Annotated in this window: 15 protein-coding genes; 9 read left to right on the forward strand and 6 right to left on the reverse strand. The window is 75.9% G+C overall.

Features of this window, described 5'->3' with window-relative positions:
* Positions 1 to 150: 150 nt before the first annotated feature.
* The gene (locus tag ACFFHU_RS19455) at positions 151 to 1299 is read right to left on the reverse strand and encodes a glycerate kinase family protein (protein WP_377340877.1); all 1149 of its coding nucleotides are present in this window, start codon (positions 1297 to 1299) and stop codon (positions 151 to 153) included.
* Positions 1300 to 1367: 68 nt separating this feature from the next.
* Between ACFFHU_RS19455 and nadA the strand changes: the two genes are divergently transcribed.
* From nadA to ACFFHU_RS19470, 3 genes are all read left to right on the forward strand, one after another.
* Positions 1368 to 2579 (forward strand): quinolinate synthase NadA, encoded by a 1212-nt coding sequence (nadA, locus tag ACFFHU_RS19460; protein WP_377340879.1) that lies wholly within the window; start codon positions 1368 to 1370, stop codon positions 2577 to 2579.
* Between the two features lie 215 nt (positions 2580 to 2794).
* On the forward strand, positions 2795 to 4150 hold the full coding sequence (gene murA / locus ACFFHU_RS19465; protein WP_377340880.1) for a UDP-N-acetylglucosamine 1-carboxyvinyltransferase: 1356 nt from the start codon (positions 2795 to 2797) through the stop codon (positions 4148 to 4150).
* A 124-nt stretch (positions 4151 to 4274) separates the two neighbouring features.
* On the forward strand, positions 4275 to 4868 hold the full coding sequence (locus tag ACFFHU_RS19470) for a DUF3043 domain-containing protein (RefSeq protein WP_377340882.1): 594 nt from the start codon (positions 4275 to 4277) through the stop codon (positions 4866 to 4868).
* A 119-nt stretch (positions 4869 to 4987) separates the two neighbouring features.
* On the opposite strand, the gene ACFFHU_RS19475 is transcribed toward ACFFHU_RS19470, so the two are convergent.
* The 3 genes from ACFFHU_RS19475 to ACFFHU_RS19485 all read right to left on the reverse strand — a co-directional run bounded on the left by ACFFHU_RS19475 (position 4988) and on the right by ACFFHU_RS19485 (position 7631).
* On the reverse strand, positions 4988 to 5971 hold the full coding sequence (locus ACFFHU_RS19475) for an ABC transporter ATP-binding protein (RefSeq protein WP_377340884.1): 984 nt from the start codon (positions 5969 to 5971) through the stop codon (positions 4988 to 4990).
* A gap of 84 nt (positions 5972 to 6055) precedes the next feature.
* Positions 6056 to 6904 carry an ABC transporter permease gene (locus tag ACFFHU_RS19480; protein WP_377340886.1) on the reverse strand — a complete coding sequence of 283 codons (849 nt, stop codon included), beginning with the start codon at positions 6902 to 6904 and terminating at the stop codon, positions 6056 to 6058.
* On the reverse strand, positions 6897 to 7631 hold the full coding sequence (locus tag ACFFHU_RS19485; RefSeq protein WP_377340888.1) for an ABC transporter permease: 735 nt from the start codon (positions 7629 to 7631) through the stop codon (positions 6897 to 6899). Before ACFFHU_RS19485 ends, ACFFHU_RS19480 begins: the two co-directional genes overlap by 8 nt.
* Before the next feature lie 382 nt (positions 7632 to 8013).
* Here ACFFHU_RS19485 and ACFFHU_RS19490 point away from each other — a divergent pair, with 382 nt between their 5' ends.
* Together ACFFHU_RS19490 and ACFFHU_RS19495 are read left to right on the forward strand one after the other, a co-directional pair.
* On the forward strand, positions 8014 to 13131 hold the full coding sequence (locus ACFFHU_RS19490; RefSeq protein ID WP_377340890.1) for a WG repeat-containing protein: 5118 nt from the start codon (positions 8014 to 8016) through the stop codon (positions 13129 to 13131).
* A gap of 65 nt (positions 13132 to 13196) precedes the next feature.
* The gene (locus ACFFHU_RS19495; protein ID WP_377340893.1) at positions 13197 to 14195 is read left to right on the forward strand and encodes an aldo/keto reductase family protein; all 999 of its coding nucleotides are present in this window, start codon (positions 13197 to 13199) and stop codon (positions 14193 to 14195) included.
* Between the two features lie 158 nt (positions 14196 to 14353).
* Here the strand turns inward: ACFFHU_RS19495 and ACFFHU_RS19500 are convergent, their stop codons facing one another.
* Together ACFFHU_RS19500 and ACFFHU_RS19505 are read right to left on the reverse strand one after the other, a co-directional pair.
* Positions 14354 to 15151: a site-2 protease family protein gene (locus ACFFHU_RS19500; protein ID WP_377340895.1), complete on the reverse strand. Its 798-nt coding sequence runs from the start codon at positions 15149 to 15151 to the stop codon at positions 14354 to 14356.
* A 52-nt stretch (positions 15152 to 15203) separates the two neighbouring features.
* Complete coding sequence (locus ACFFHU_RS19505) at positions 15204 to 15407, reverse strand: hypothetical protein (protein WP_377340897.1); 204 nt, start codon at positions 15405 to 15407, stop codon at positions 15204 to 15206.
* A gap of 131 nt (positions 15408 to 15538) precedes the next feature.
* Here ACFFHU_RS19505 and ACFFHU_RS19510 point away from each other — a divergent pair, with 131 nt between their 5' ends.
* From ACFFHU_RS19510 to ACFFHU_RS19525, 4 genes are read left to right on the forward strand one after another with little or no spacing between them, the layout of a single operon-like run.
* Positions 15539 to 16066 carry an HIT family protein gene (locus ACFFHU_RS19510; RefSeq protein ID WP_377340899.1) on the forward strand — a complete coding sequence of 176 codons (528 nt, stop codon included), beginning with the start codon at positions 15539 to 15541 and terminating at the stop codon, positions 16064 to 16066.
* Between the two features lie 10 nt (positions 16067 to 16076).
* Positions 16077 to 18401: a bifunctional adenosylcobinamide kinase/adenosylcobinamide-phosphate guanylyltransferase gene (locus tag ACFFHU_RS19515; protein ID WP_377340900.1), complete on the forward strand. Its 2325-nt coding sequence runs from the start codon at positions 16077 to 16079 to the stop codon at positions 18399 to 18401.
* Positions 18394 to 19167, forward strand: a complete 774-nt coding sequence (locus ACFFHU_RS19520) for an adenosylcobinamide-GDP ribazoletransferase (RefSeq protein WP_377340902.1) — start codon at positions 18394 to 18396, stop codon at positions 19165 to 19167. The genes ACFFHU_RS19515 and ACFFHU_RS19520 overlap by 8 nt, the downstream gene beginning before the upstream one ends.
* A gap of 59 nt (positions 19168 to 19226) precedes the next feature.
* Positions 19227 to 20498, forward strand: a complete 1272-nt coding sequence (locus ACFFHU_RS19525) for a DUF2314 domain-containing protein (protein ID WP_377340904.1) — start codon at positions 19227 to 19229, stop codon at positions 20496 to 20498.
* The last annotated feature ends 85 nt before the right edge of the window (positions 20499 to 20583 follow it).

Below are 20583 nucleotides of genomic sequence, written 5' to 3' on the forward strand. Positions count from 1 at the left end.
ACCCCGGTGACGACCGCCACGGCCGACTCGCGGCCGGCTCGCGGGCGCCGCCGGGCCGGCTCGCGGGCGCCGCCGGGCCGGCGCCCAGGCGTTAGGAAGGGCCCCTTCCTATACAAAAAGCGATAACAGGGGGCCCTTCCTTTCAGAGGGTCAGCGGCTCCACTGGGCGGCGAGGCGGGCGGCCAGGGCGCGCAGGCCGGCGGCCGGCTCGGCCATGGCCCGGTCCAGTCCTCCGTGCTCCTCGCCGCCGAAGTGCTCGACCAGGCTGTGCGCCTCGGTGACCCCGGCCGCCGCGGCCTCCCGGCGGCCCGCGCTCACCCGGCCGGCGAGCACCACGCAGGGCACCCCGCGGTCCCGGGCCGCCCCGGCCACCCCGGCCACCACCTTCCCGCGCAGCGACTGGTGGTCGAAGGAGCCCTCCCCGGTGATCACCAGATCGGCCCGGTCCAGGGCCGAGGTCAGGTCCAGCGCCCGGCCGACCAGCTCGATCCCGGACTCGCACCGGCCGCCGAGGGCCAGGACGGCCGCGCCGAGCCCGCCGGCGGCCCCAGCGCCGGGCAGCGCGGCCAGCCCGGACGGGCAGCCGGGCAGGTCCCGCTCGAGCACCCCGGCGAAGCGCTCGAGCGCCGAATCCAGCAGCAGGACGTCGGACCGGGAGGCGCCCTTCTGCGGCCCGAAGACGTTGGACGCGCCGTGCAGGCCGGTCAGCGGGCTGTCCACGTCGGTGGCCGCGACCAGGTCCACGCCGCGCAGCCGGGGCGCGCCGGTGAGTCCGGCCACCGCTGCCAGCGCCGCGCCCCCGTACGGCAGCGGGGCGCCGGTCCCGTCCACGGGCACCACGCCGAGCGCGGTCAGCATCCCGGCGCCGGCGTCGTTGGTGGCCGAGCCGCCCAGCCCGATCACCAGCCGCCGCGCGCCGGCCTCGACCGCCGTGACGATCAACACACCGAGCCCGTACGAGGTGGTGGCCTTCGGGTCCCGCTCGGCCTCGGTGAGCAGGTGCAGCCCGCAGGCCTGGGCGCTCTCCAGGTACGCCGTGGGCGGGCCGCCGTCGGCGTCGGTCAGCAGGATCTCCCCGGGCACCGGCCGGCCGAGCGGGTCGACCGTGGCCACCGGGGCGCGCCGGCCGGCCAGGGCCGTGCCGAGCACCTCGACGAAGCCGGGGCCGCCGTCGGCCAGCGGCCGGGGGTCCAGCCGGTCGGCCGGCGCGGTCTCCCGCCACCCGGCCGCGATCGCGGCGGCCACCTCGGGCGCCGACAGCGTTCCGGCGAACTTGTCCGGACAGATCAGTACCCGCATGGCCGGATAGTGTGGCAGCCCACACCGGCAGGCCGGGCGGCCGGTCCGCGCTATGGGACCATGAATACGTGACGTCGACCTGGGTTGAGCCTGAGAACACGCCCCTCGCCCTGCTGCTGCTCGGCCAGGGCAGCGACCCGGCCGCCGAGCGCGGCGTGGAGTGTCCCGGCGAGCTGCCGCCGCCGAGCGCTCCCGATCTGGTGGCCCGGGCGGCCGCCGCCAAGGCCGCGCTGGGCGACCGGGTGTTCGTGCTGGGCCACCACTACCAGCGCGACGAGGTGATCCAGTTCGCCGACGTGACGGGCGACTCCTTCAAGCTGGCCCGCGAGGCGGCGGCGCGGCCGGGCGCGGAATACATCGTCTTCTGCGGCGTGCACTTCATGGCCGAGAGCGCGGACATCCTCACCAGCGACGCTCAGCGGGTGATCCTGCCCGACCTGGCGGCCGGCTGCTCGATGGCCGACATGGCGGCGCTGTCCCAGGTCGAGGCGGCCTGGGAGGTGCTGGCCGACGCCGGGGTGGCCGGCTCGACCGTCCCGGTGACGTACATGAACTCCTCCGCCGACATCAAGGGGTTCGTCGGCCGCCACGGCGGCGTGGTCTGCACCTCGTCGAACGCCCGCCGCGCCCTGGACTGGGCCTTTGATCGGGGCCAGCGGGTGCTGTTCCTGCCCGACCAGCACCTGGGCCGCAACACCGCGGTGCTGGAGATGGGCCTGGACGCCGACGACTGCGTGCTCTACGACCCGCACAAGCCGGGCGGCGGCCTGACCGAGAAGCAGCTGCGCGAGGCCAAGATGATCCTCTGGCGCGGCCACTGCTCGGTGCACGGCCGGTTCACGCTGGACAGCGTCGAGGAGGTCCGGCGGCGGGTGCCCGGGGTGACCGTGCTGGTCCACCCCGAGTGCCGCTACGAGGTGGTCACGGCCGCCGACCAGGTCGGCTCCACCGAATACATCATCAAGGCCATCGAGGCCGCGCCGGCCGGCTCGGCCTGGGCGATCGGCACCGAGCTCAATCTGGTACGCCGGCTGGCCAAGGCACACCCGGACAAGGAGATCATGTTCCTGGACCGGTCGGTCTGCTACTGCTCCACCATGAACCGGATCGACCTGCCGCACCTGGTCTGGGCGCTGGAGGAGCTGGTGGCCGGCCGGGTGGTGAACCAGATCACCGTCGACCCGGACACCGCCCGGCACGCGCGGGCGGCCCTCGACCAGATGCTCGCGCTGCCCGGCGCCGAGCGGCCGGTGAGCACCGCCCGCAATGACTGGGTGTGACGAAGGCGGAACGGTTCGCGACCGACTCACCCCAATTGATCGCCGAAAGACCGGTGTGACCGAGTCCTTATCGTGACCGAGGGCTATGCTCCCTCAGGCAACAGCGAGCCGGCCGGGTCTACCCTGCCCCTGCGGGGCCCGACCACCGGCCCGAACATCCCGCCCGCTCCCGGCGAACACTCACTCGCTCACCACCCGACGCGCTGGAGGTTGCGTTGACCGACGACGTACTTGTCGTACACGGAGGCACCCCGCTGGAGGGCACGATCCGGGTCCGCGGCGCCAAGAACCTGGTCTCCAAGGCCATGGTGGCCGCCCTGCTCGGTGACCAGCCGAGCCGACTGTACGACGTACCGCGCATCCGGGACGTCGAGGTGGTGCGGGGGCTGCTCGGCCTGCACGGCGTCAAGGTCACCGACGGCGACGAGGACGGCGAGCTGGTCCTCGACCCGGCCAACGTGGAGGGCGCGTCGACCGACGAGATCAACGTGCACGCCGGGTCGAGCCGGATCCCGATCCTGCTCTGCGGGCCGCTGCTGCACCGGCTCGGGCACGCGTTCATCCCCGACCTGGGCGGCTGCCACATCGGGCCGCGGCCGATCGACTTCCACATCGAGGCGCTGCGGCAGTTCGGCGCCGTGGTGGACAAGCAGCCGGAGGGGATGCACCTGACCGCCCCGTCCGGTCTGCACGGGACGAAGTTCGCCCTGCCGTACCCGAGCGTCGGCGCCACCGAGCAGGTGCTGCTCACCGCCGTGCTGGCGGAGGGCGTGACCGAGCTGCGCAACGCGGCGGTCGAGCCGGAGATCATCGACCTGATCTGCGTGCTGCAGAAGATGGGCGCGATCATCAAGGTGCACACCGACCGGGTCATCGAGATCCAGGGCGTGCCCCGGCTGGGCGGCTACTCGCACCGGCCCATCCCGGACCGGATCGAGGCGGCCAGCTGGGCCGCGGCCGCGCTGGCCACCCGGGGGCACGTCGAGGTGCTCGGCGCGCAGCAGGCCGACATGATGACCTTCCTGAACGTCTTCCGCTCGGTGGGCGGCTCGTACGAGGTGACCGACAGCCGGCCGCCGCGCAACGGCTCCGCCGGCCAGGAGGGCGGGATCCGGTTCTGGCACCCGGGCACCGAGCTGAGCGCCACGGCGCTGGAGACCGACGTCCACCCCGGGTTCATGACCGACTGGCAGCAGCCGCTGGTGGTGGCGCTGACACAGGCCCGCGGCCTGTCGATCGTGCACGAGACGGTGTACGAGCAGCGACTCGGCTACACCGACGCGCTGAACAAGATGGGCGCCAACATCCAGGTCTACCGGGACTGCCTGGGCGGCACCCCGTGCCGGTTCGGGCGCCGCAACTTCAAGCACTCGGCGGTGATCGCCGGGCCGAGCAAGCTGCATGCCGCCGATCTGGTCATCCCCGACCTGCGGGCCGGGTTCAGCCACCTGATCGCCGCGCTGGCCGCCGAGGGCACCTCCCGGGTGTACGGCGTCGACCTGATCAACCGCGGCTACGAGGACTTCGAGGCCAAGCTCGCCAACCTTGGCGCGCACGTCGAACGCCCCTAGCGCACCGGAACGGCCCCGGCGCACGGGACGTCCCCGGCGCCGGACCCGGCCCCGGCGATCCGGACGTGGCGACCGCCCGCACCGCGGTGTGCGGGCGGCGCCGCGGGTTGGCTACGCTTTCCGGGTGCCCGCCCTGTTCCGTCGCAAGCCCACCGACCTCGTCGAGGAATCCGTCGCCGAGTCGGACGAGTCCGCGTCCGCGTCCGCCCGCCGGGGCTACACCCCGGCCAAGGGCCGCGAGACCCCCAAGCGGCCGGGCGCCAACCCGCGCCGGCCGGCCAACTCCGCGCCGCTGAGCAAGGAGGAGGCGCGGGAGCGCCGCCGGGCGGCCCGGGCCGAGGCCACGGCCGAGTTCCGCCGCGAGGGCGGCCCCCGGGACCGGAGCCCTGAGCGGGCGCTGGCCCGCGACGTGGTCGACTCCCGGCGCACCGTGGGCACCTGGTTCTTCGGCGGCGCGCTGATCGTGCTGATCGGCTCGGGACCGACCATGCCGCGGATCATCCAGCTCGCCTCGAACGTGGTGTGGGTGCTGCTGGCCCTCGGCGTGGTGGTCGACTCGATCCTGATCACCCGAAAGATCCGCACGCTGGTGCGCGAGCGGTTCCCCAAGAGCCAGGAGCGGATGGGCTCGCTCTACTTCTACGCGATCATGCGGTCCATCGCGTTCCGCCGGATGCGTACCCCCACGCCGCGGGTCAAGGTCGGCGACCCCATCTGACCGGCCGCCGGTCCGGCGCCGGACTCCGGTCCGCCGCCGGGCTCCGGTCAGCCGCCGGACTCCGGTCAGCCGCCGGACTCCGGTCAGCCGCCGGACTCCGGTCAGCCGCCGGGCTCCGGTCAGCCGCCGACCGGGGCGCCGTCCGGCGCCCGGTAGAGCGCCGCCACCACGTCCTCGATGTCCGGTTCCACGATCGCGATGTCGCGCAGCGTGCCCAGGCCGGCCAGCCGGCGCAGCAGGTCACCGGCGGTCGCTGACTCCAGCGAGTACACGATCCGCCGGCCGTCGGCCTCGGTCTGCAGCACCGGCGCGCCGGGCACCTCGGGCGGCTCGGCCAGCGGTTCGTCCAGGTCCACCACCACGGTCCGGCGTGACCCGTACCGGGCGTGCAACTGCTCGATCGTCCCGTCGTGCACCACCCGACCGTGGTCGATGACCACGAGCCGCCGGCAGAGCCGCTGGATGTCGGCCAGGTCGTGGGTGGTGAGCACCAGCGTGGTGTCCCCGACCCTGCCGAGTTCGGAGAGGAACTCCCGGACGGCCTGCTTGCTCACCACGTCGAGGCCGATCGTCGGCTCGTCCAGAAACAGCACCTCGGGCCCGTGCAGCAGCGCGGCCGTCAGCTCGCCACGCATCCGCTGGCCGAGGGAGAGCTGCCGCACCGGGGTGTCCAGGAAGGCGTCGAGGTCGAGCAGGTCGCGGCAGCGCCGCAGCCGGGCCGCGTGCTCGCCCGGCGGCACCCGGTAGACGTGCCGCAGCAGGTCGAACGAGTCCCGCAGTGGCAGGTCCCACCACAGCTGCGAGCGTTGCCCGAAGACCACCCCGATCCGCAGGCTCAACCGGGTGCGCTGGTCCACCGGCACCAACCCGCACACCCGCACGTCGCCCGAGCTGGGCGTGAGCACCCCGGTGAGCATCTTCAGCGTGGTCGACTTGCCGGCGCCGTTCGGTCCGATGTAGCCGATCATCTCGCCGCGCTCCACCGTGAGGTCGACGCCGGCCACCGCGTTCACCGTGCGCCGCTCCCGGCGCAGCCGGCCGGCGCGTACCCGGATGTCGAAGTCCTTGCGCAGCGCACGCGTCCTGATCACCGTCTCGCTCATGACGGCTCCTCGCTGCGCTCGGACCCGCCATGAGGCTCCACCGCACAGAACCTAATGATTCGCTCGCTCCGCTCGCTCATGACCTCACGACCCCGTACTCCGGTAGTGCCTGATGCCGGTCCGCCAGGCGGCGGCCGCGGCCGCGACGGCCGGCGTCGCGACGCCCGGCGCGGCCCAGCCCACCCAGGGCGGCAGGCCGAGCGGATCGGCCCGGCCGAGCAACGCCAGCGCCGGGTAGTAGGCCACGAAGGCAAACCCCAGCCCGTACGCGAAGACGGCCCGGAACCAGCCGCTGTAGACGGTGGCCGGGTAGGCGGTGAAGTCCCGACCACCGTAGGTGAACGCGTTGCCGACCTCGCCGGAGTCGATCCACCAGAACGCCACCGAGGCGGACGCCACGAAGATCGAGCCGAAGAAGCCCGCGGCGCCCAGCGGCGCCAGCACCGCGAGCAGCACCCGGGCCGGCGTCCAGGCGATTCGGGCGGCGCCGAGCGAGACGAGCAGCACCGCGAGGCCGAAGAGCACCCGGGACAGCTTCCGCAGCGGCAGGTCCATCAGCAGCAGCTGCGGCAGCGCCCGGAGCGGCCGCACCAGCACGGCGTCCAGCAGGCCGGAGCGGACGTACCCGCGTACCCGCTCGACGTTGCCGACCGCGAGGTCGGCCGCGGCGAACGCGCACGACGAGATGCCCACCATCACCATGGCCTCGCGCAGCGTGAACCCGCCCAGGCCGCCCGTGACGCCGAACAGCACCAGCACGGTGGCCACGTCGAAGACCGTGGCGCCGACGTTGCCGACCAGGTCGACCACGAAGGAGGTCCGGTACGAGGCCTGCGAGCGGCCCTGCGCGCGCAGCAGGGCCAGGTAGCCGGTCAGCGCCCCGCCGACAATGTCGCGCCCGGCCGGGCTCGTGGACGTCCGCCCCTCAGCCACCCTGCACCACCAGCCGCCGCTCGGCCCGGCGCTGCACGGCCCGGCAGGCCAGCAGGATGAGCACGGCCCAGCCCAGCTGCACGGCGAGCAGACCGGCCTGGGTGGGCAGCGGGTCGCGCTCGACCAGCACGTCCAGCGGCGCCTGGAACAGGCTGGGCAGCGGCGTGAGCAGCCACCAGGCGACCACCACCGGCTCCGGCAGGAACCGCAGCGGGAAATAGAGCCCGGCGCCCACGCCGGACAGCAGCGTCCAGACGATCATCGAGCCGCGGATGTCGTTGAGCCAGTAGGCCGTGGCGTTCACCAGGTAACGGCAGCCGAAGCTGATGACCACGGCCAGCGCGGTCGAGAGCACGAACAGTGGCGGAGTGGTCCAGCGGTGCGGCAGGTACACGTGGAAGAAGATCGGCCCGATCAGCACCGGCGGCAGGAACCGGGTCAACACCGCGTAGCCGGCCCGACCCAGGTCGGTGGCCAGATAGCTGGCCACCGGGGGCACCGGGCGGAGCAGATCACTGACCACGTCGCCGGTGCGGATCCGGTCCGCCAGCTCGGTCCAGCCCCACAACATGACCACCGTGAGCAGGCCCTGACCGGCCCAGACGAAGGTGGCCAACTGGGTCCGGTCGTACCCGCCGGGATGTCCGGTGCGGCTGGCCGCGGCGACGGCCAGGAAGATGTAGCAGTGCAGGAATCCGAACACCGTGTTGGTGAAGGCGCCGGCCACCGAAGCCTGCCGGTAGGTGGCATACCGCCGGAAGCCGGCCCGGACGATGGCGCAGAATGTCCGAAAGCGTGCACTAGGCTGAATCGGAAGTGCGGGCCGCGCGCTGGCGTTCACGGAGGCCACGCCGTTACCCTCCTTCCGCGACCAGGCTGTCGCAAACCGGGTGACTATAGCCCGGTACGGACAGCGACCCAGCTGAATTACCGACGAGGTGGAACCCCGTGAGCGAGCGACGCGAGCCGGCGTACCGGCCGCGCCACACGCCCCACGACGAGCGAACCTTCGGGCGCGACGTCGCCGCCCACCATGCCGGGGTTGGTGGCGTGAGCGCGAGGAGCTGGCCGGGTTTGCCAGCCCCGCAGTCGCGAACAGAGGTGGCGGCATGAGCGGGGGCGACCGGTGGCGCGACGCCCGGGAACCCTGGATGGTCGAGCCCACCTCGGAATGGCAGCCCGAGTTCCCCGGGCAGCGTTATCCCGGCGACGTCGGCCTGCGGTTCCCGGCCGGCGAACCCCGCCGGAGCACCGCGACCGGGCGCGCCGAGGTACGGCCGCCGGGCGGGGCTCCCGAGCCGGAGCGCCGGGCCGGGTCCGGGGCCGCGGACCGCTCCACACAGCGCGGCCGCCCCGGCTCGTGGATCCACGAGATCCGCGCCCAGAGCCTCGACCACGCCGGCGCCGGCGGCCGGGACTCCGACCGGTGGGCCGAGGACCGCCGGCCGGCCAGGCCGGGCGGCGGCGACGGACGGGGCCGCCGGCCGGCCGACCGGGCCGGCCAGCGACCGCCGGGGCGGGAGGTGCGGGCCGCCGCGGACGGCCCGCGGGACCCGTGGCAGTCCGAGCGGCCGAGCCCGTGGCGGACCGGCCGGGACGGTGGCTGGGAGGACGACGGCCGGGTCGGCTGGGCCGGCGCCGAGCCGGGGATCGGCGATCCGGACTACGGACGAACCGATCCGCTCTACCAGGCGGAAGCGGAGAACTACCCCGATCCGGTGACCCCGTACCGCGGCGACCGGCGGCCCGGGCGAGATCCGTGGCACGACCCCATCGACCACCCGCGGTCCCCCGCCCCGACCTCCGGTCACCCGGTCTCGGGCGAGCCGGACGCCTGGCCCGCTCCCCCGGTCAGCGGCGGCGGCCGACCCGCGGACCGGACCGCGCCGCCGGTCAGCGGGGGCGGGCGGCCCGCGGACCGGCCCCGACCGCCGGTCAGCGGCGGGGGTCGCAGGTACGACCCACCGGCGGCGGCCCGCGAGCAGCGCCGGCCGCACGATCCGGTCTCGGGCTCGCCGTACGGGCCCGGGCCGCGACGCGACGCCGACCCGCGCGGCGTGCCGGCCGCCCGCTCCGGCCCGGGACCCCAGCGCCGGGACGATCCGCGACACCGCGACGATCCCCCGTACCGGGACGACCAGCGGCACCGGGACGACCAGCGGCACCGGGACGACCGCCGGCACCGAGACGAGCCCACGCACCGCGGCGACGACCGGTACCGCGACGAGCCCACGCACCGCGATGACGGCCGGTACCGCGACGAGCCCACGCACCGCGGCGACGACCGGTACCGCGACGAGCCCACGCACCGCGATGACGACCGGTACGGCGACGAGCACCGGCACCGCGACGAATTCCGGCGCCGGGACGAATACCGGCGCCGGGACGACGAGCGATACCGGGATGACGAACGGCACCGCGACGACGAACGGTACCGGGACGATCGTCGGTACCGGGAGGATCGCCTCGACCACGCCCGACCGGTCGGGGCCGAAGCCGGGCCGGCGAATGGCCGCGGCCGCTCGGCCGTGCCGGTCAGCCCCGCCACCCCCCGCTCGGCGCCGCCGTACCGACCGGCCGACCAGCCGCCACACCGACCGGCCGACCAGCCGGCGGTCCGGCCGGCCGACCAGCCGCCGGTCCGGCCGGTGGGCCCGGATGATCGGCAACCCGTGCGTCCCGTCGAGCCGGCGGCCGAGGGTCCCGGCCGGCACGGCGGCCGACCACCGCTGCGGGCCGTACCCCCGCTCGAGCCGGACCCCGGCGGTCCCGGCCGGCACGCCGAAGAGCCCGCCCACCGCGGGGATCCGGCGGCGTTCCGGCCGTCGCGGCCCGGGGACCATCCCGATGAGCGCCCCCCGTTACGCCCGGTCGAGCCGGCCGCCGGCCCCGACGAGCGGGACGAGCGACCGGCGCCCCGCTCCGGGGAGCCGGCCGCGCACCGGCCGCCGCTGCGGGTCGTACCGCCGATCGAGCCCACCTCCGGCGGCCCGGCGCGGCCGGACGAACCGGCGGCGCACGACGCGGACCGGGCCGCGCGGCCGCGGCCGGTGCCGCCGCCCGACGGCGTGCTGCCACCGCCGGCCGCCGTACGGGCCGACCGGCTGCCGCCGCCGACGCCGGTGCCGAGCACCCCGCTGCCGCCGCCCACGGTCGTGCCCAGCACCCCGTTGCCGCCGCCGAACCCGGTGTCGACGAACCCGGTGTCGACGAACCCGCCGCCCGCGGCGGCCGGACCGGCACCGACCTCGCCGGCCCCCGCGGCACCGGCGGACGCGCCCGCGGCCCAGCACCGCACCCCGGACCGCCGCACCCCGGACCGCCGCATCGCGGACGAGCCGCCGGTCGATGCGGCACGGTCGCCCGCGCCCGACCTTCGGGCGCCGATCGACGAGCGGCGGACCACTCCACCGCCGGTCCGGCCCGACCGGCCGCTCCGGGCCGTCCCGTCCGCCCGGGACGACCGGCCACCCGCGCCGCCGCCGGACGACCGGCCACCCGCGCCGCCGCGGGACGACCGGCCACCCGCGCCGCCGCGGGACGATCAGCCACCCGCGCCGCCGCGGGACGACCGCCGGCCCGCGTCGGCGGCCCACGCGGCCGAGCCCATACCCGTCCGCGACGGCCAGCGAACCGAGACGCCCCGCGAGGACCACCGACCCGCACCGGCGGCTCGCGCCACCCCGCCCGCGCCGTCCATCCGGGACGCCGTGCACACGGCTTCCGGACGCGACACGGAGCCGGCCGACCCGGTGCCCGGACCGCGGCTGGGCCGGCCGATCCCCTTCACGCCGCCCCCGCCGAGCGACGACATCCGGCCGCCGCGCCCGGCGGAGCCGGCCACGGCCGACGACTGGTTCCGGCCGGCCGGCAAGGCCCAACCGGCCACGGACGGGCGGCCCGACGCCGAGGACCGAACCCCAACGCCCCCGCACGCCGAGGACCCGACCCCGATGGCACCGCGCACCGAGGCCCGGACCGGTACGGCATCCTCGGCGCCGGCGCCCACCGCGCCGTCCGCGCCGTCCGGGCCGGACCGGGCGTCGGCGGACCAGCGGGGAGCGGACCAACCGCCGGCCGCCAGCCCGGCGACGACGACAGCGGCGGCTGGGACGGCACCCGCGGCGGCGAAGCCGGGCCCGGCGGGGGCGGGCTACCGGGTCGCCGGCCCGATGTCCTCGACGTCAGCCGGCAGCTCCGCGTCACCGGCGGCGGACCCCGACGCGGCCGGACCGCCGCCGGCCGGACCGCAAACGGACGGACCAGCGCCGGACCAGCGGCCGGACGCGGACCGGGGGCGCAGCGCCGCCGAGCGGGAAGCGCCCGGAACGGTCGTGGCCGACCCGAGGACGGCCGAGCCAAGGACGGCCGAGCCGAGGACGGCCGACCCGAGGACGGCCAAGCCAAGGACGGCCGACGCGGCCGTACCGGGCACTCCCGCGCCGCCCGTCGAGCCGGGCACGCCCGCAACCACCCCGGCCGGGGCGCCGGAACCCGAGGCCGACCGCAGCGGCGGCACGGCGAGCGGCACCGGCCCGCGGGACCGGTCGGCCCGAAATCCGGCGACCGGGCCGGCGCGCCGGCCGGCCGTACCGGCCTCGTCCGTGGCCGCGCTGCGGCTGGAGTTCGGCGCCGCCATGACCCGACCGGCGCCCGGCCCGCCGCAGGCCGCCACCGGGCCGGACCCGGCGCGGCCGCAGTCCGCCACCGAGCCGGACCCGGAGCGGCCGCCCGCCGAGCCGGCCACGCCGCAGCCGGCGGCGGGGTCGGCAACACCGCAGCCGGCGGCGGGGGCGCCAACGCCGCAACCGGACCCGCCGGCCGCATCGGCGGAGGACGCCGCGGAGGCCGCCGGGCCGGACCGGGCACAGTCGGCCGACCAGCCGGTACGCGCCGAAGCGGCGGACGGGCCGCGCACCGCGCCGGCCGATCCCGAGCAGGCGCTCGCGGCGTACCGGTGGCAGTTCGACCCGGAGACCCTGCGCGAGGTGGTCGATGACCCGGAGGAGCTGGGGGCGATCCGGGAGGGGCTCACCGAGCGGTTGGCGAACGCCGCCGACGATCGTGCCCGGGCCCGGCTGTTGAGCCTGCGGGCCGTGGTGTCGCGGGTCCTCGGCGAGCTGAGTTCGGCCCTGGCCGACGGCCGGCTGGCCGTGACGCACGCCGAGAACACCGGTGAGCTGCGCCGGATCGCGATCGCGCAGGCCCGGCTCGCCAACGTGCTGCACTGGCGGGGCGAGTTCGGCGAGGCCGACCGGCTCTTCACCGACGCCAACTCCACGGAGCTGCCGGACCGGTTGCGGGCCACCATCCACGAGCACGCCGGGCGATGCTGCTACGAGCAGGGGCGATACATGGAGGCCTGCAACCACTTCGAGCGGGCCCTCGACCTGCGCCGGGCGGACGATCCGAAGCTGATCGCCCGCACGGAGGTCGCGCTCGACGCCGTGTTCGCCCGGATGGCGCGGGACGGCGTCGGCCCGTACCCCCGGAGCCTGGACGAGATCCGCCAGTCGCGGCGGCCGCCGACCCCGGTCTTCGACGACGACCTGCACCGGTGGGGCTACGACGGCCCGGACGGCGACCGGGTGGTCGCGGCCCGGTTCACCGAGGCACAGCCGTTCCACGAGGGCCGCGCCTGGGTGCGCCGTCCCGAGGCGCAGACCTGGGAGCTCATCGACGAGTCGGGCGACCGGATCGACGCGGCCGTCGGTTACCGGGGGGTGGGCCCGTTCGCCGACGGGCTCGCCTGGGTCTCCCGGGACGGCCTCGGCTCGTGGCTGGCCATCGACCGGAGCGGCACCGTGGTGATCGGCGGCGGCTTCGACGACGTACGACCATTCCGGCGCGGCGTGGCCGCGGTGCGCCGAGGCGGCTGGGGTGCGGTGGACCGGGACGGCCGGATGGTGCTGCCGCCGCGGTACGCGGGCTTCGCCACCGCGCTCGCCGACGGCCGGCAGCTGGACGGCTTCAGCGACGAGGGTCTCGCGGTGGTCGAGTTGGACGGCCGGCGTGGCGTGGTCGACCGGACCGGGAAGATCATCGTGCCGCCCACGCACCCGACGCTGGTGATCCATCCGGTGGCGTTCCTCTTCACCACCGGCGCCGGCGGTTGGGGCGCGCTGGACCGTCGGGGCCGGTTGCTGGTCGACCCGGTGCATCCGGGGCAGGCCGAGGTGACCGAGGAGCTTGAGCGGCTGCTCGCGGACACCGAGCCGGTGCTCTGACCCCGGGACACCGGGCCGGGCGTCGCTGCCGAGCCGGTCGCCGGGGGCGGCGTTAGGGTCGGAGCATGGAATTCCGACACCTTGGCCGCTCCGGCCTGATGGTCAGTGAGATTTCGTACGGCAACTGGATCACCCACGGCTCCCAGGTGGAGGAGGAGGCCGCCCTGGCGTGTGTCCGGGCCGCCCTGGACAACGGCATCACCACGTTCGACACCGCCGACGTGTACGCCGGCACCCGCGCCGAGTCGGTGCTCGGCCGGGCGCTGGCCGGCGAGCGGCGGGAGGGCCTGGAGATCTTCACGAAGGTCTACTGGCCGACCGGCCCCGGCCCCAACGACCGCGGGCTGTCCCGCAAGCACATCCTGGAGTCGATCAACGGCTCCCTGCGCCGGTTGCAGACCGACCACGTCGATCTCTACCAGGCACACCGGTTCGACTACTCCACGCCGCTGGAGGAGACGATGGAGGCGTTCGCCGACGTCGTCCGGTCCGGCAAGGCGCTCTACATCGGGGTCTCGGAGTGGAACGCCGGGCAGATCCGTGCCGCGTTCGAGCTGGCCCGCGGGCTGAACATCCAGCTCGTCTCCAACCAGCCGCAATACTCGATGCTCTGGCGGGTGATCGAGAGCGAGGTCGTGCCGGCCAGCGAGGAGCTGGGCGTCGGGCAGATCGTCTGGTCCCCCATCGCGCAGGGCGTGCTGACCGGCAAGTACCAGCCGGGCCAGCCCCCGCCGGCCGGCTCCCGGGCCACCGACGAGAAGTCGGGGGCCGACTTCATCGCCCGGTTGATGACCGACGAGGTGCTGGGCGCGGTGCAGCAGCTCAAGCCGCTGGCCGAGCAGGCCGGCCTGTCCATGGCCCAGCTGGCGGTCGCCTGGGTCCTGCAGAACTCGAACGTCTCGTCGGCCATCATCGGGGCGTCCCGCCCGGACCAGGTCGTGGAGAACGTCAAGGCCGCGGGCGTCAAGCTGGAGGCGGACCTGATGAAGGCCATCGACGACGTGCTCAACCCGGTGGTGCAGCGCGATCCGGAGCTCACCCAGAGCCCGGCCGAGCGGCCCTGATGCCGGTTGCCGCCGGCCGCGCCCGGTTCGCCGGCCGCGCCCGGTTCGCCGGCCGCGCCCGGTTCGCCGGCCGCGCCCGGCGGCAGCCGGGGTAGCCGGGGTAGCCGTTAACAAGGGCCCCTTCCTATACCGAAAGCGACAAGAAGGGGCCCTTCCTTTCAGCCCTCCCAGAAGCGCATGAGGCGCAGGCCGTAGGCGGCGAAGTCGGGGGGCAGGCCGATCAGGTCGGCCAGCGCGTCCACGCCGTCGAAGAACCAGCCGCCCAACCGCGGGTTCCACAGCAGCGCCACCAGCAGCAGGAAGCCGTACGGGGCGAACAGGTCGTACATGCGGCGCCACTGCGGCGACAGCCACGGCTCGATGATGTTCCCGCCGTCCAGCCCGGGCACCGGCAGCAGGTTGAGCAGGCTGGCGGTCAGCTGGAGGAAGCCCAGCGCGGCCACGCCGAACCAGAACTCGATGTGCCCGTACGGGTCGACGCCCAGCACGAAGGGCGCCGCCAGGACCAGCGCGAACACCACGTTGGTGGCCGGGCCGGCGAAGCTGACCAGGGTGTGCCGGAGCCGGCCCGGGATCGCGTGCCGGTCGACCCAGACCGCGCCACCGGGCAGGCCGATGCCGCCCAGCAGCACGGCCAGCACCGGGAAGACGATCGACAGCAGCGGGTGGCTGTACTTCAGCGGGTTGAGCGTCAGGTAACCGCGGTGCGCCACCGTCCGGTCGCCGGCCCGGAACGCCACCACCGCGTGCGCGTACTCGTGCAGGCAGAGCGAGACGAGCCAGCCGGAGACCACGAAGAGGAACACGCTGAGCCGGACGTTCCCGGTGCCGCGCCAGCCCAGGATGCCGCTGACGACGAACAGCGCCAGCAGGGCCAGGAAGATGGGGCTCGGCCGGAAGGCCGCCCGGGGCACGCCGAGCACGAGGCGGTCCCGTTCCGGCCGATCGAAGTCCATGGCGCTCATCCGGGTGTCCCGGCGCGCCGCCGCGGGGCTCGCATGATCCGGGTCACTCGGTGGAGGCCGGTTGCAGGCTCATCTTGTACTCGACCCGGTCGTCCTCGACCAGGGTGACCGAGCTGACCCCGGCGGCCGTGAGATCCCGCCAGGTCTGGCCGATCCACGACTCGGCGTCAGCCTGGCTGCCGAACGTTTCGCTCGGCCCGCTCACCGGCTCACCGTTCGTGCCCTCGTACCGCCAGCTCCACGGCATTGTCGCGTCTCCCCTCGCCGTTGTGCGCGCGCAATCCTCGGCAAGCGTAGTCGCCGGCTCGGGCGGATCGGCCGGTGCCGCTGCCCCGGCTCGCGCCGGCGGCCAGCGGTGGGCGCGGATAGGGTCGTCCGGTGGCCGCCGACGACCGGGTGCCGATCGATCTCGACGGGTACGTCCGGCGGTCCCGGACCGGGCCGTGCTTCGTCTGCGCCATGCTGGCCGGCGATCCGGAGTACGCCCACGAGATCGTGTACGACGACGACACGTTCGTGGCGTTCCTGAGCCGCTATCCCACGCTGTACGGGTATGTCCTGGTGGCCCCGCGGGAGCATCTCGAACACGCGATACGGGACTTCGACGAGGCCGGCTACCTGCGGTTGCAGTCGGTGCTCTACCGGGTGGCCCGCGCGGTGGAGTCGGTGGTGGGCGGGGAGCGCACGTACCTGCTGTCGCTCGGCAGCCAGCAGGGCAACGCGCACCTGCACTGGCACGTGGCGCCCCTGCCGCCCGGGGTCCCGTACGAGCGCCAGCAGTTCCACGCGCTGATGATGAGCGACGGCGTCATCCCCTGGTCGCCACGGCAGGCCGCCGAGCTGGCCGGCCGGCTTCGCCGGGCGTTGGCCACACCTGAGGGCGAAAACCCCGGGCCGGCACTCTAAGGTACGCAGCATGTCGGTTGACGGGTGGAACAGCCTCCTCGTGCTCGGCGGGATCCGGTCCGGTAAGTCCGAGTTCGCCGAGTCCCTGCTCGGCGACGCCGATCGGGTCCGCTACCTGGCCACCGCGGCCGACGCCGGCCCCGACGACCCGGAGTGGACCGCCCGGATCGCGGCGCACCGCGGCCGGCGCCCGCAGGCGTGGGAGACCGAGGAGGCGGCGGCCGATCCGGCGCGGCTGATCCAGCTGCTCACCGAGGCCCGGCCCGGCGAGACCCTGCTGGTGGACGACCTGGGCGGCTGGGTGACCGTGCTGCTCGATCCGGCGCACCAGCCCGCCGACGACGTGGCCACGATCGAGGAGCTGGCCCGGGCGGTGCAGGGCTGCGCCGCCCGGCTGGTGCTGGTCAGCCCCGAGGTGGGGCTGTCGCTGGTCCCGACGACCCCGCTGGGTAGGGCCTTCGCGGACGCGCTCGGCGCCGTCAACCAGGCCGTCGCGGCCGCCTGCGACGCCGTGGCGCTGGTGGTGGCCGGGCAGCCCGCGTGGCTGAAGCCGGAGGGCGGCGCCGGCCGGCGTCCCGCAGCGGGCCCGATCGACGCGGCCGGCCGGCCGATCCCGCTGCCGACCCAGACCGGCGTGCCGACCCAGACCGGCACGGCGAGCCAGACCGGCACGGCGACCCGGACCGGCACGGCGAGCCGGACCGGCGCGCCGGGTCCGGCCGCGGCGGGCGTACCGGATGGGGTGGAGCCGGCGGGCGAATCCCCGGACGTGCTCACCCCGGCCGTGGCGCCGCCCGCGACCAGCGCGCCGCCCCCCGGCCCCGGGTGGGCCGCGCCCACCATGACGCTGCCGATGCTCGCCACCGGGCTGGTCATCCAGCCCGGCATGGAGCTGCCGCTGCCCGACGAGTTCGCCGGGCCGCGCGCGGTCGACCGGCTGGCCACCCTCGACCTCCCCGGGGCGGGGCTGGGCAATCTGGACCGGGTGGTCGGCTTCGCGGCCGGCACCCAGGGCGTCCCGGTGCCGGAGCCGTGGCGGAACATCAGGGTCCTGCTGGTGCACGGGGACCACTCCGGCGGCGCCGCGGCCGGCGTCGCGCCGGGCGAATCGGGGCGGCGGGCCGACCAGGCCCGGGCCGGCGAGGGCCCGCTGGCCCGGCTCGCCGCCGAGGTCGACGCGGGGCTGCAGGTGATCGACGCGCCCACGGCCGCCCCCATCGAGGAGGAGGCGGCGCTGACCGACGCGGCGGTCGAGTCGGCGCTCCGGTACGGCTGGCGGCTCGCCGAGGAGGCCGCGGACGCCGGCGTACAGCTGCTGGTCCTCGCGGCCTGCGGAGCCGGCGCCGACGCGGCCGCGGCCGCGGTGCTGGCCGCCACGGCCGGCGCGGAGCCGGCCGCCGTGCTGGGCCGGGTGGTCACCGCGGGCGGCGGGGTGGACGACACCGCCTGGATGCGGCGCTGCTCGGCGGTCCGGGACGCGCTGCACCGCACCCGCCGGTCGAGCCGGGGACCGCGGGAGATCCTGGCCGAGCTGGCCGGCGGGGACATCGCCATCGCCACGGGCGTCCTGCTCGGCGCGACGGCCCGCCGGCTGCCGGTGCTGCTCGACGGCCCGGTGGGGGTGTCGGCCGCGCTGATCACCCGGGACCTGGCCGGTCAGGCCCGGCACTGGTGCCTGCTGCCCGACCACGGCGGTCACCCGGCGGTCCGGCTGGCCACCGACGTCCTCGGCCTCACCCCGCTCTTCGACCTGCGCCTCGACCTCGGCGAGGGCGCCACCGCGCTGGCCGCCCTGCCGCTGCTGCGCTCGGCCCTCACCCTGGCCCGCTCGCTGCCGGCGCACCCCCGGCTCGGCGGCGCAGACCCGGCGGCCGGCGCCGGCGACTGGTCGCCCGCCGAGGAGGATGCCGGCACCGGCGGCTGGTCGCCCGCCCGGGACGAGGCCGGTACGGGCACCGACGCCTGGTCGCCGTCCAAGGAGGGGGCCAGCGCCGACGCCTGGTCCTCGTCGGAGCAGGGGGCCAGCGCCGGCGCCTGGTCCTCGTCGGAGGAGGAGGCCGGCGCCACCGCAAGCCGGTCCCCGACCGGGGAGGACGACGGCGGGCACGGCGCCGGCGCGGCGGGCGAGAACACCACCGAACCGCACCCCACCGACCCGCACCCCACCGAACCGGCTCCCACCGAACCGGCTTCCACCGAGCCGGATTTCGTCGAGCCGGACGACGCGGGTCCCGGCCCGGCGGACCCGGACCGGCCCGAGTCCCCGCCGGGCGCCGGCCACCCGCAAGGGCTGGGCGCGGATCCGGCGGACGCCCGCACCCCGCACGGTGGCTGAGGGCCGCCTCCGCTCCGGCGCCCGGTTGGCGCTCACCACCTTCACCGTGCTGCCGCTGCCGGCCGGCCGGGCCGACCGGGCCGACGCCGGGGCGGCGATGCTGCTCGGTCCGGCCGTCGGCGCGCTGCTCGGCGCCGCCGGGACCGCGGTGCTGCTCTCCTGCACGGCGGCCGGGGCGCCGCCGTTGGTGGCCGGCGGCCTGACCGTGGCCGCGGCGGCGGCGCTGACCCGTGGCCTGCACCTGGACGGGCTCGCCGACACGGTGGACGCCCTCGGCTCCTACCGGTCCGGGCCGGCCGCCCTGGAGATCATGCGGCGGCCCGACGTGGGGCCGTTCGGCGTGGTGGCCCTCGTCCTCGTACTGCTGGTCCAGGCGGCCGCGCTGGCCACGCTCGCGGGCCGGTCCTGGCCGGTGGCGCTGGCCGGCCTGGTGACCGCGGCCGCCACCGGGCGCCTCGCCGCGGCCTGGGGCTGCCGCCGCGGCGTACCGGCGGCCCGTCCCGACGGCCTGGGCGCGCTGGTGGCCGGCGCGGTCGGCCCGGCGCCGCTGGCGGTGGCCACGGTGGCCGTGGCCGCGGTGGCGCTGGCGGCCGTGCCGCACCGGCCCTGGCAGGGACCGGTGGCGGTGCTCGCGGCGCTCGCCTGCGCCGCCGGCCTGCTGCGCCACCTGGTACGCCGTCTGGGCGGTATCACCGGTGACGTCCTCGGTGCGCTGGTCGAGACCGCCGCCACGGTGGTGTACGTCGGGCTGGTGCTGACCGCCTGATCCCTGTCGGTCCGCGGAGGTAGCGTCGCGGGTGAACGGACCACCAACCGGGAGCACGCATGACGATCACGGACGACTTCCTACCGGTCCCGGTTCCCGAGACGCTCACGGCGACGTACCTGATCCCGGTGCTCGGGCAGCCGGCCGACCCGGCGCGGGCGCTGGCGGGGCTCGGGCCCCGGCTGGCCGCGCCGGTCCGCGATCTGGCCGAGCAGATGCTGGCCGGCCCGCTGCTGACCGTGCGGACCGCGCCGGTGAGCGAGCTGCCGCACCTGCCGCCGGACCTGCTGGCGGCGTTCGGCGCCGCCGACGACCAGCTCGCCCGGCTGCGCGGCGCCAGCGAGCTGATGGTGGTGCAGGGCGAGTTCCGCCCAGGCTGGCCGCCGGCGCACGAGTGGGCCGCCCGGGCGGTGGCGGCGGCGCTGGCCGAGGCCATGGGCGGGGACCTCGTCGACGTGTTCGGGTTCCAGTTCCTCGACCCGGACGCGGCCGTCCGGTCGCTCCCCGACGAGCAGGGGCGGATCCGGCTGGTCGACTGGATCCTGGTGCCCTATTCCGACGATCCGGACGGCCTGTGGTTCACCACGAAGGGGCTGCGCCGGTTCGGCCTGCTGGAGCTGCAGGCCCAGGGCGTGCCGCCGTCGTTGACCCGGGCCTGGGGCGCGGTGATGACCGGGGTGGCCCGACGCCTGCTGCGCACCTGGACCGACAAGCTGGGCGAGCAGGACCTGCCGGCCTTCGTCCAGCTGCCGGTGATGGCGTCGGTGACCAGCCATGACATCGCGGTGGCGTACGGCAATCCGGAGCGGCACGACGGCAGCCGGCCGGCCCGGCTCCGGCTGGAGCTCGACCCGGCCACCGATCCGGAGGCCGACTCGTTCCTGTCCCTGCTCCCCCCGGAGGCGCACCGGGGGCCGGCCGGCCGCTACTTCTCGGCCGTCTGCGGCACGCTGTTCGGGGACGAGCGGCCGGAGATCAGGCACACCCGCACCGACGAGGCCATGGTCCGGGCCATCGCCACGGCCCGGGCCGGGCTGCCCGGCGTGCGGGACCGGTTCCGCGCCGGGACGCTGCCGGAGGCCACCCGGTTGCTGGTGAAGTACGGCCTGCCCGGCCCGGACGGCCCGGAGTACGTCTGGGCCGAGGTGACCTCCTGGCTGGAGCCGGAGCGCGTGCTCGGCACCAGCGCGAGCGACGCCGCCAACGACGCGGCCGTGCGCACCGGCCGGCCGGTGGTGGTGGACGCGGCCGAGATCGTCGACTGGGCGCTGCTGAACGGCGCCCGCATGGTCGAGGGCGGCTGGACCCAGGCCGTGCTCGACAACGGCTGATCCGGGCCGGCGGCCCGCGGGTAGGCGCCGGCGGCCCCGCGCGGGTAGGCGCCCGGCGGCCCCGCGCGGGTAGGCGCCCGGCGGC

The sequence above is a fragment of the Plantactinospora siamensis genome (genome assembly GCF_042434095.1).
Taxonomy (GTDB): Bacteria; Actinomycetota; Actinomycetes; order Mycobacteriales; family Micromonosporaceae; genus KBS50.

What these genes read in the sequence shown, in the direction of transcription:
- ACFFHU_RS19505 (WP_377340897.1), bottom strand. Translation starts at nt 15,407, where the DNA reads ATGCCGTGGAGCTGGCGGTACGAGGGCACGAACGGTGAGCCGGTGAGC.
- ACFFHU_RS19515 (WP_377340900.1), top strand. Translation starts at nt 16,077, where the DNA reads ATGTCGGTTGACGGGTGGAACAGCCTCCTCGTGCTCGGCGGGATCCGG.
- ACFFHU_RS19490 (WP_377340890.1), top strand. Translation starts at nt 8,014, where the DNA reads ATGAGCGGGGGCGACCGGTGGCGCGACGCCCGGGAACCCTGGATGGTC.
- ACFFHU_RS19525 (WP_377340904.1), top strand. Translation starts at nt 19,227, where the DNA reads ATGACGATCACGGACGACTTCCTACCGGTCCCGGTTCCCGAGACGCTC.
- ACFFHU_RS19475 (WP_377340884.1), bottom strand. Translation starts at nt 5,971, where the DNA reads ATGAGCGAGACGGTGATCAGGACGCGTGCGCTGCGCAAGGACTTCGAC.
- ACFFHU_RS19495 (WP_377340893.1), top strand. Translation starts at nt 13,197, where the DNA reads ATGGAATTCCGACACCTTGGCCGCTCCGGCCTGATGGTCAGTGAGATT.
- ACFFHU_RS19500 (WP_377340895.1), bottom strand. Translation starts at nt 15,151, where the DNA reads ATGGACTTCGATCGGCCGGAACGGGACCGCCTCGTGCTCGGCGTGCCC.
- ACFFHU_RS19455 (WP_377340877.1), bottom strand. Translation starts at nt 1,299, where the DNA reads ATGCGGGTACTGATCTGTCCGGACAAGTTCGCCGGAACGCTGTCGGCG.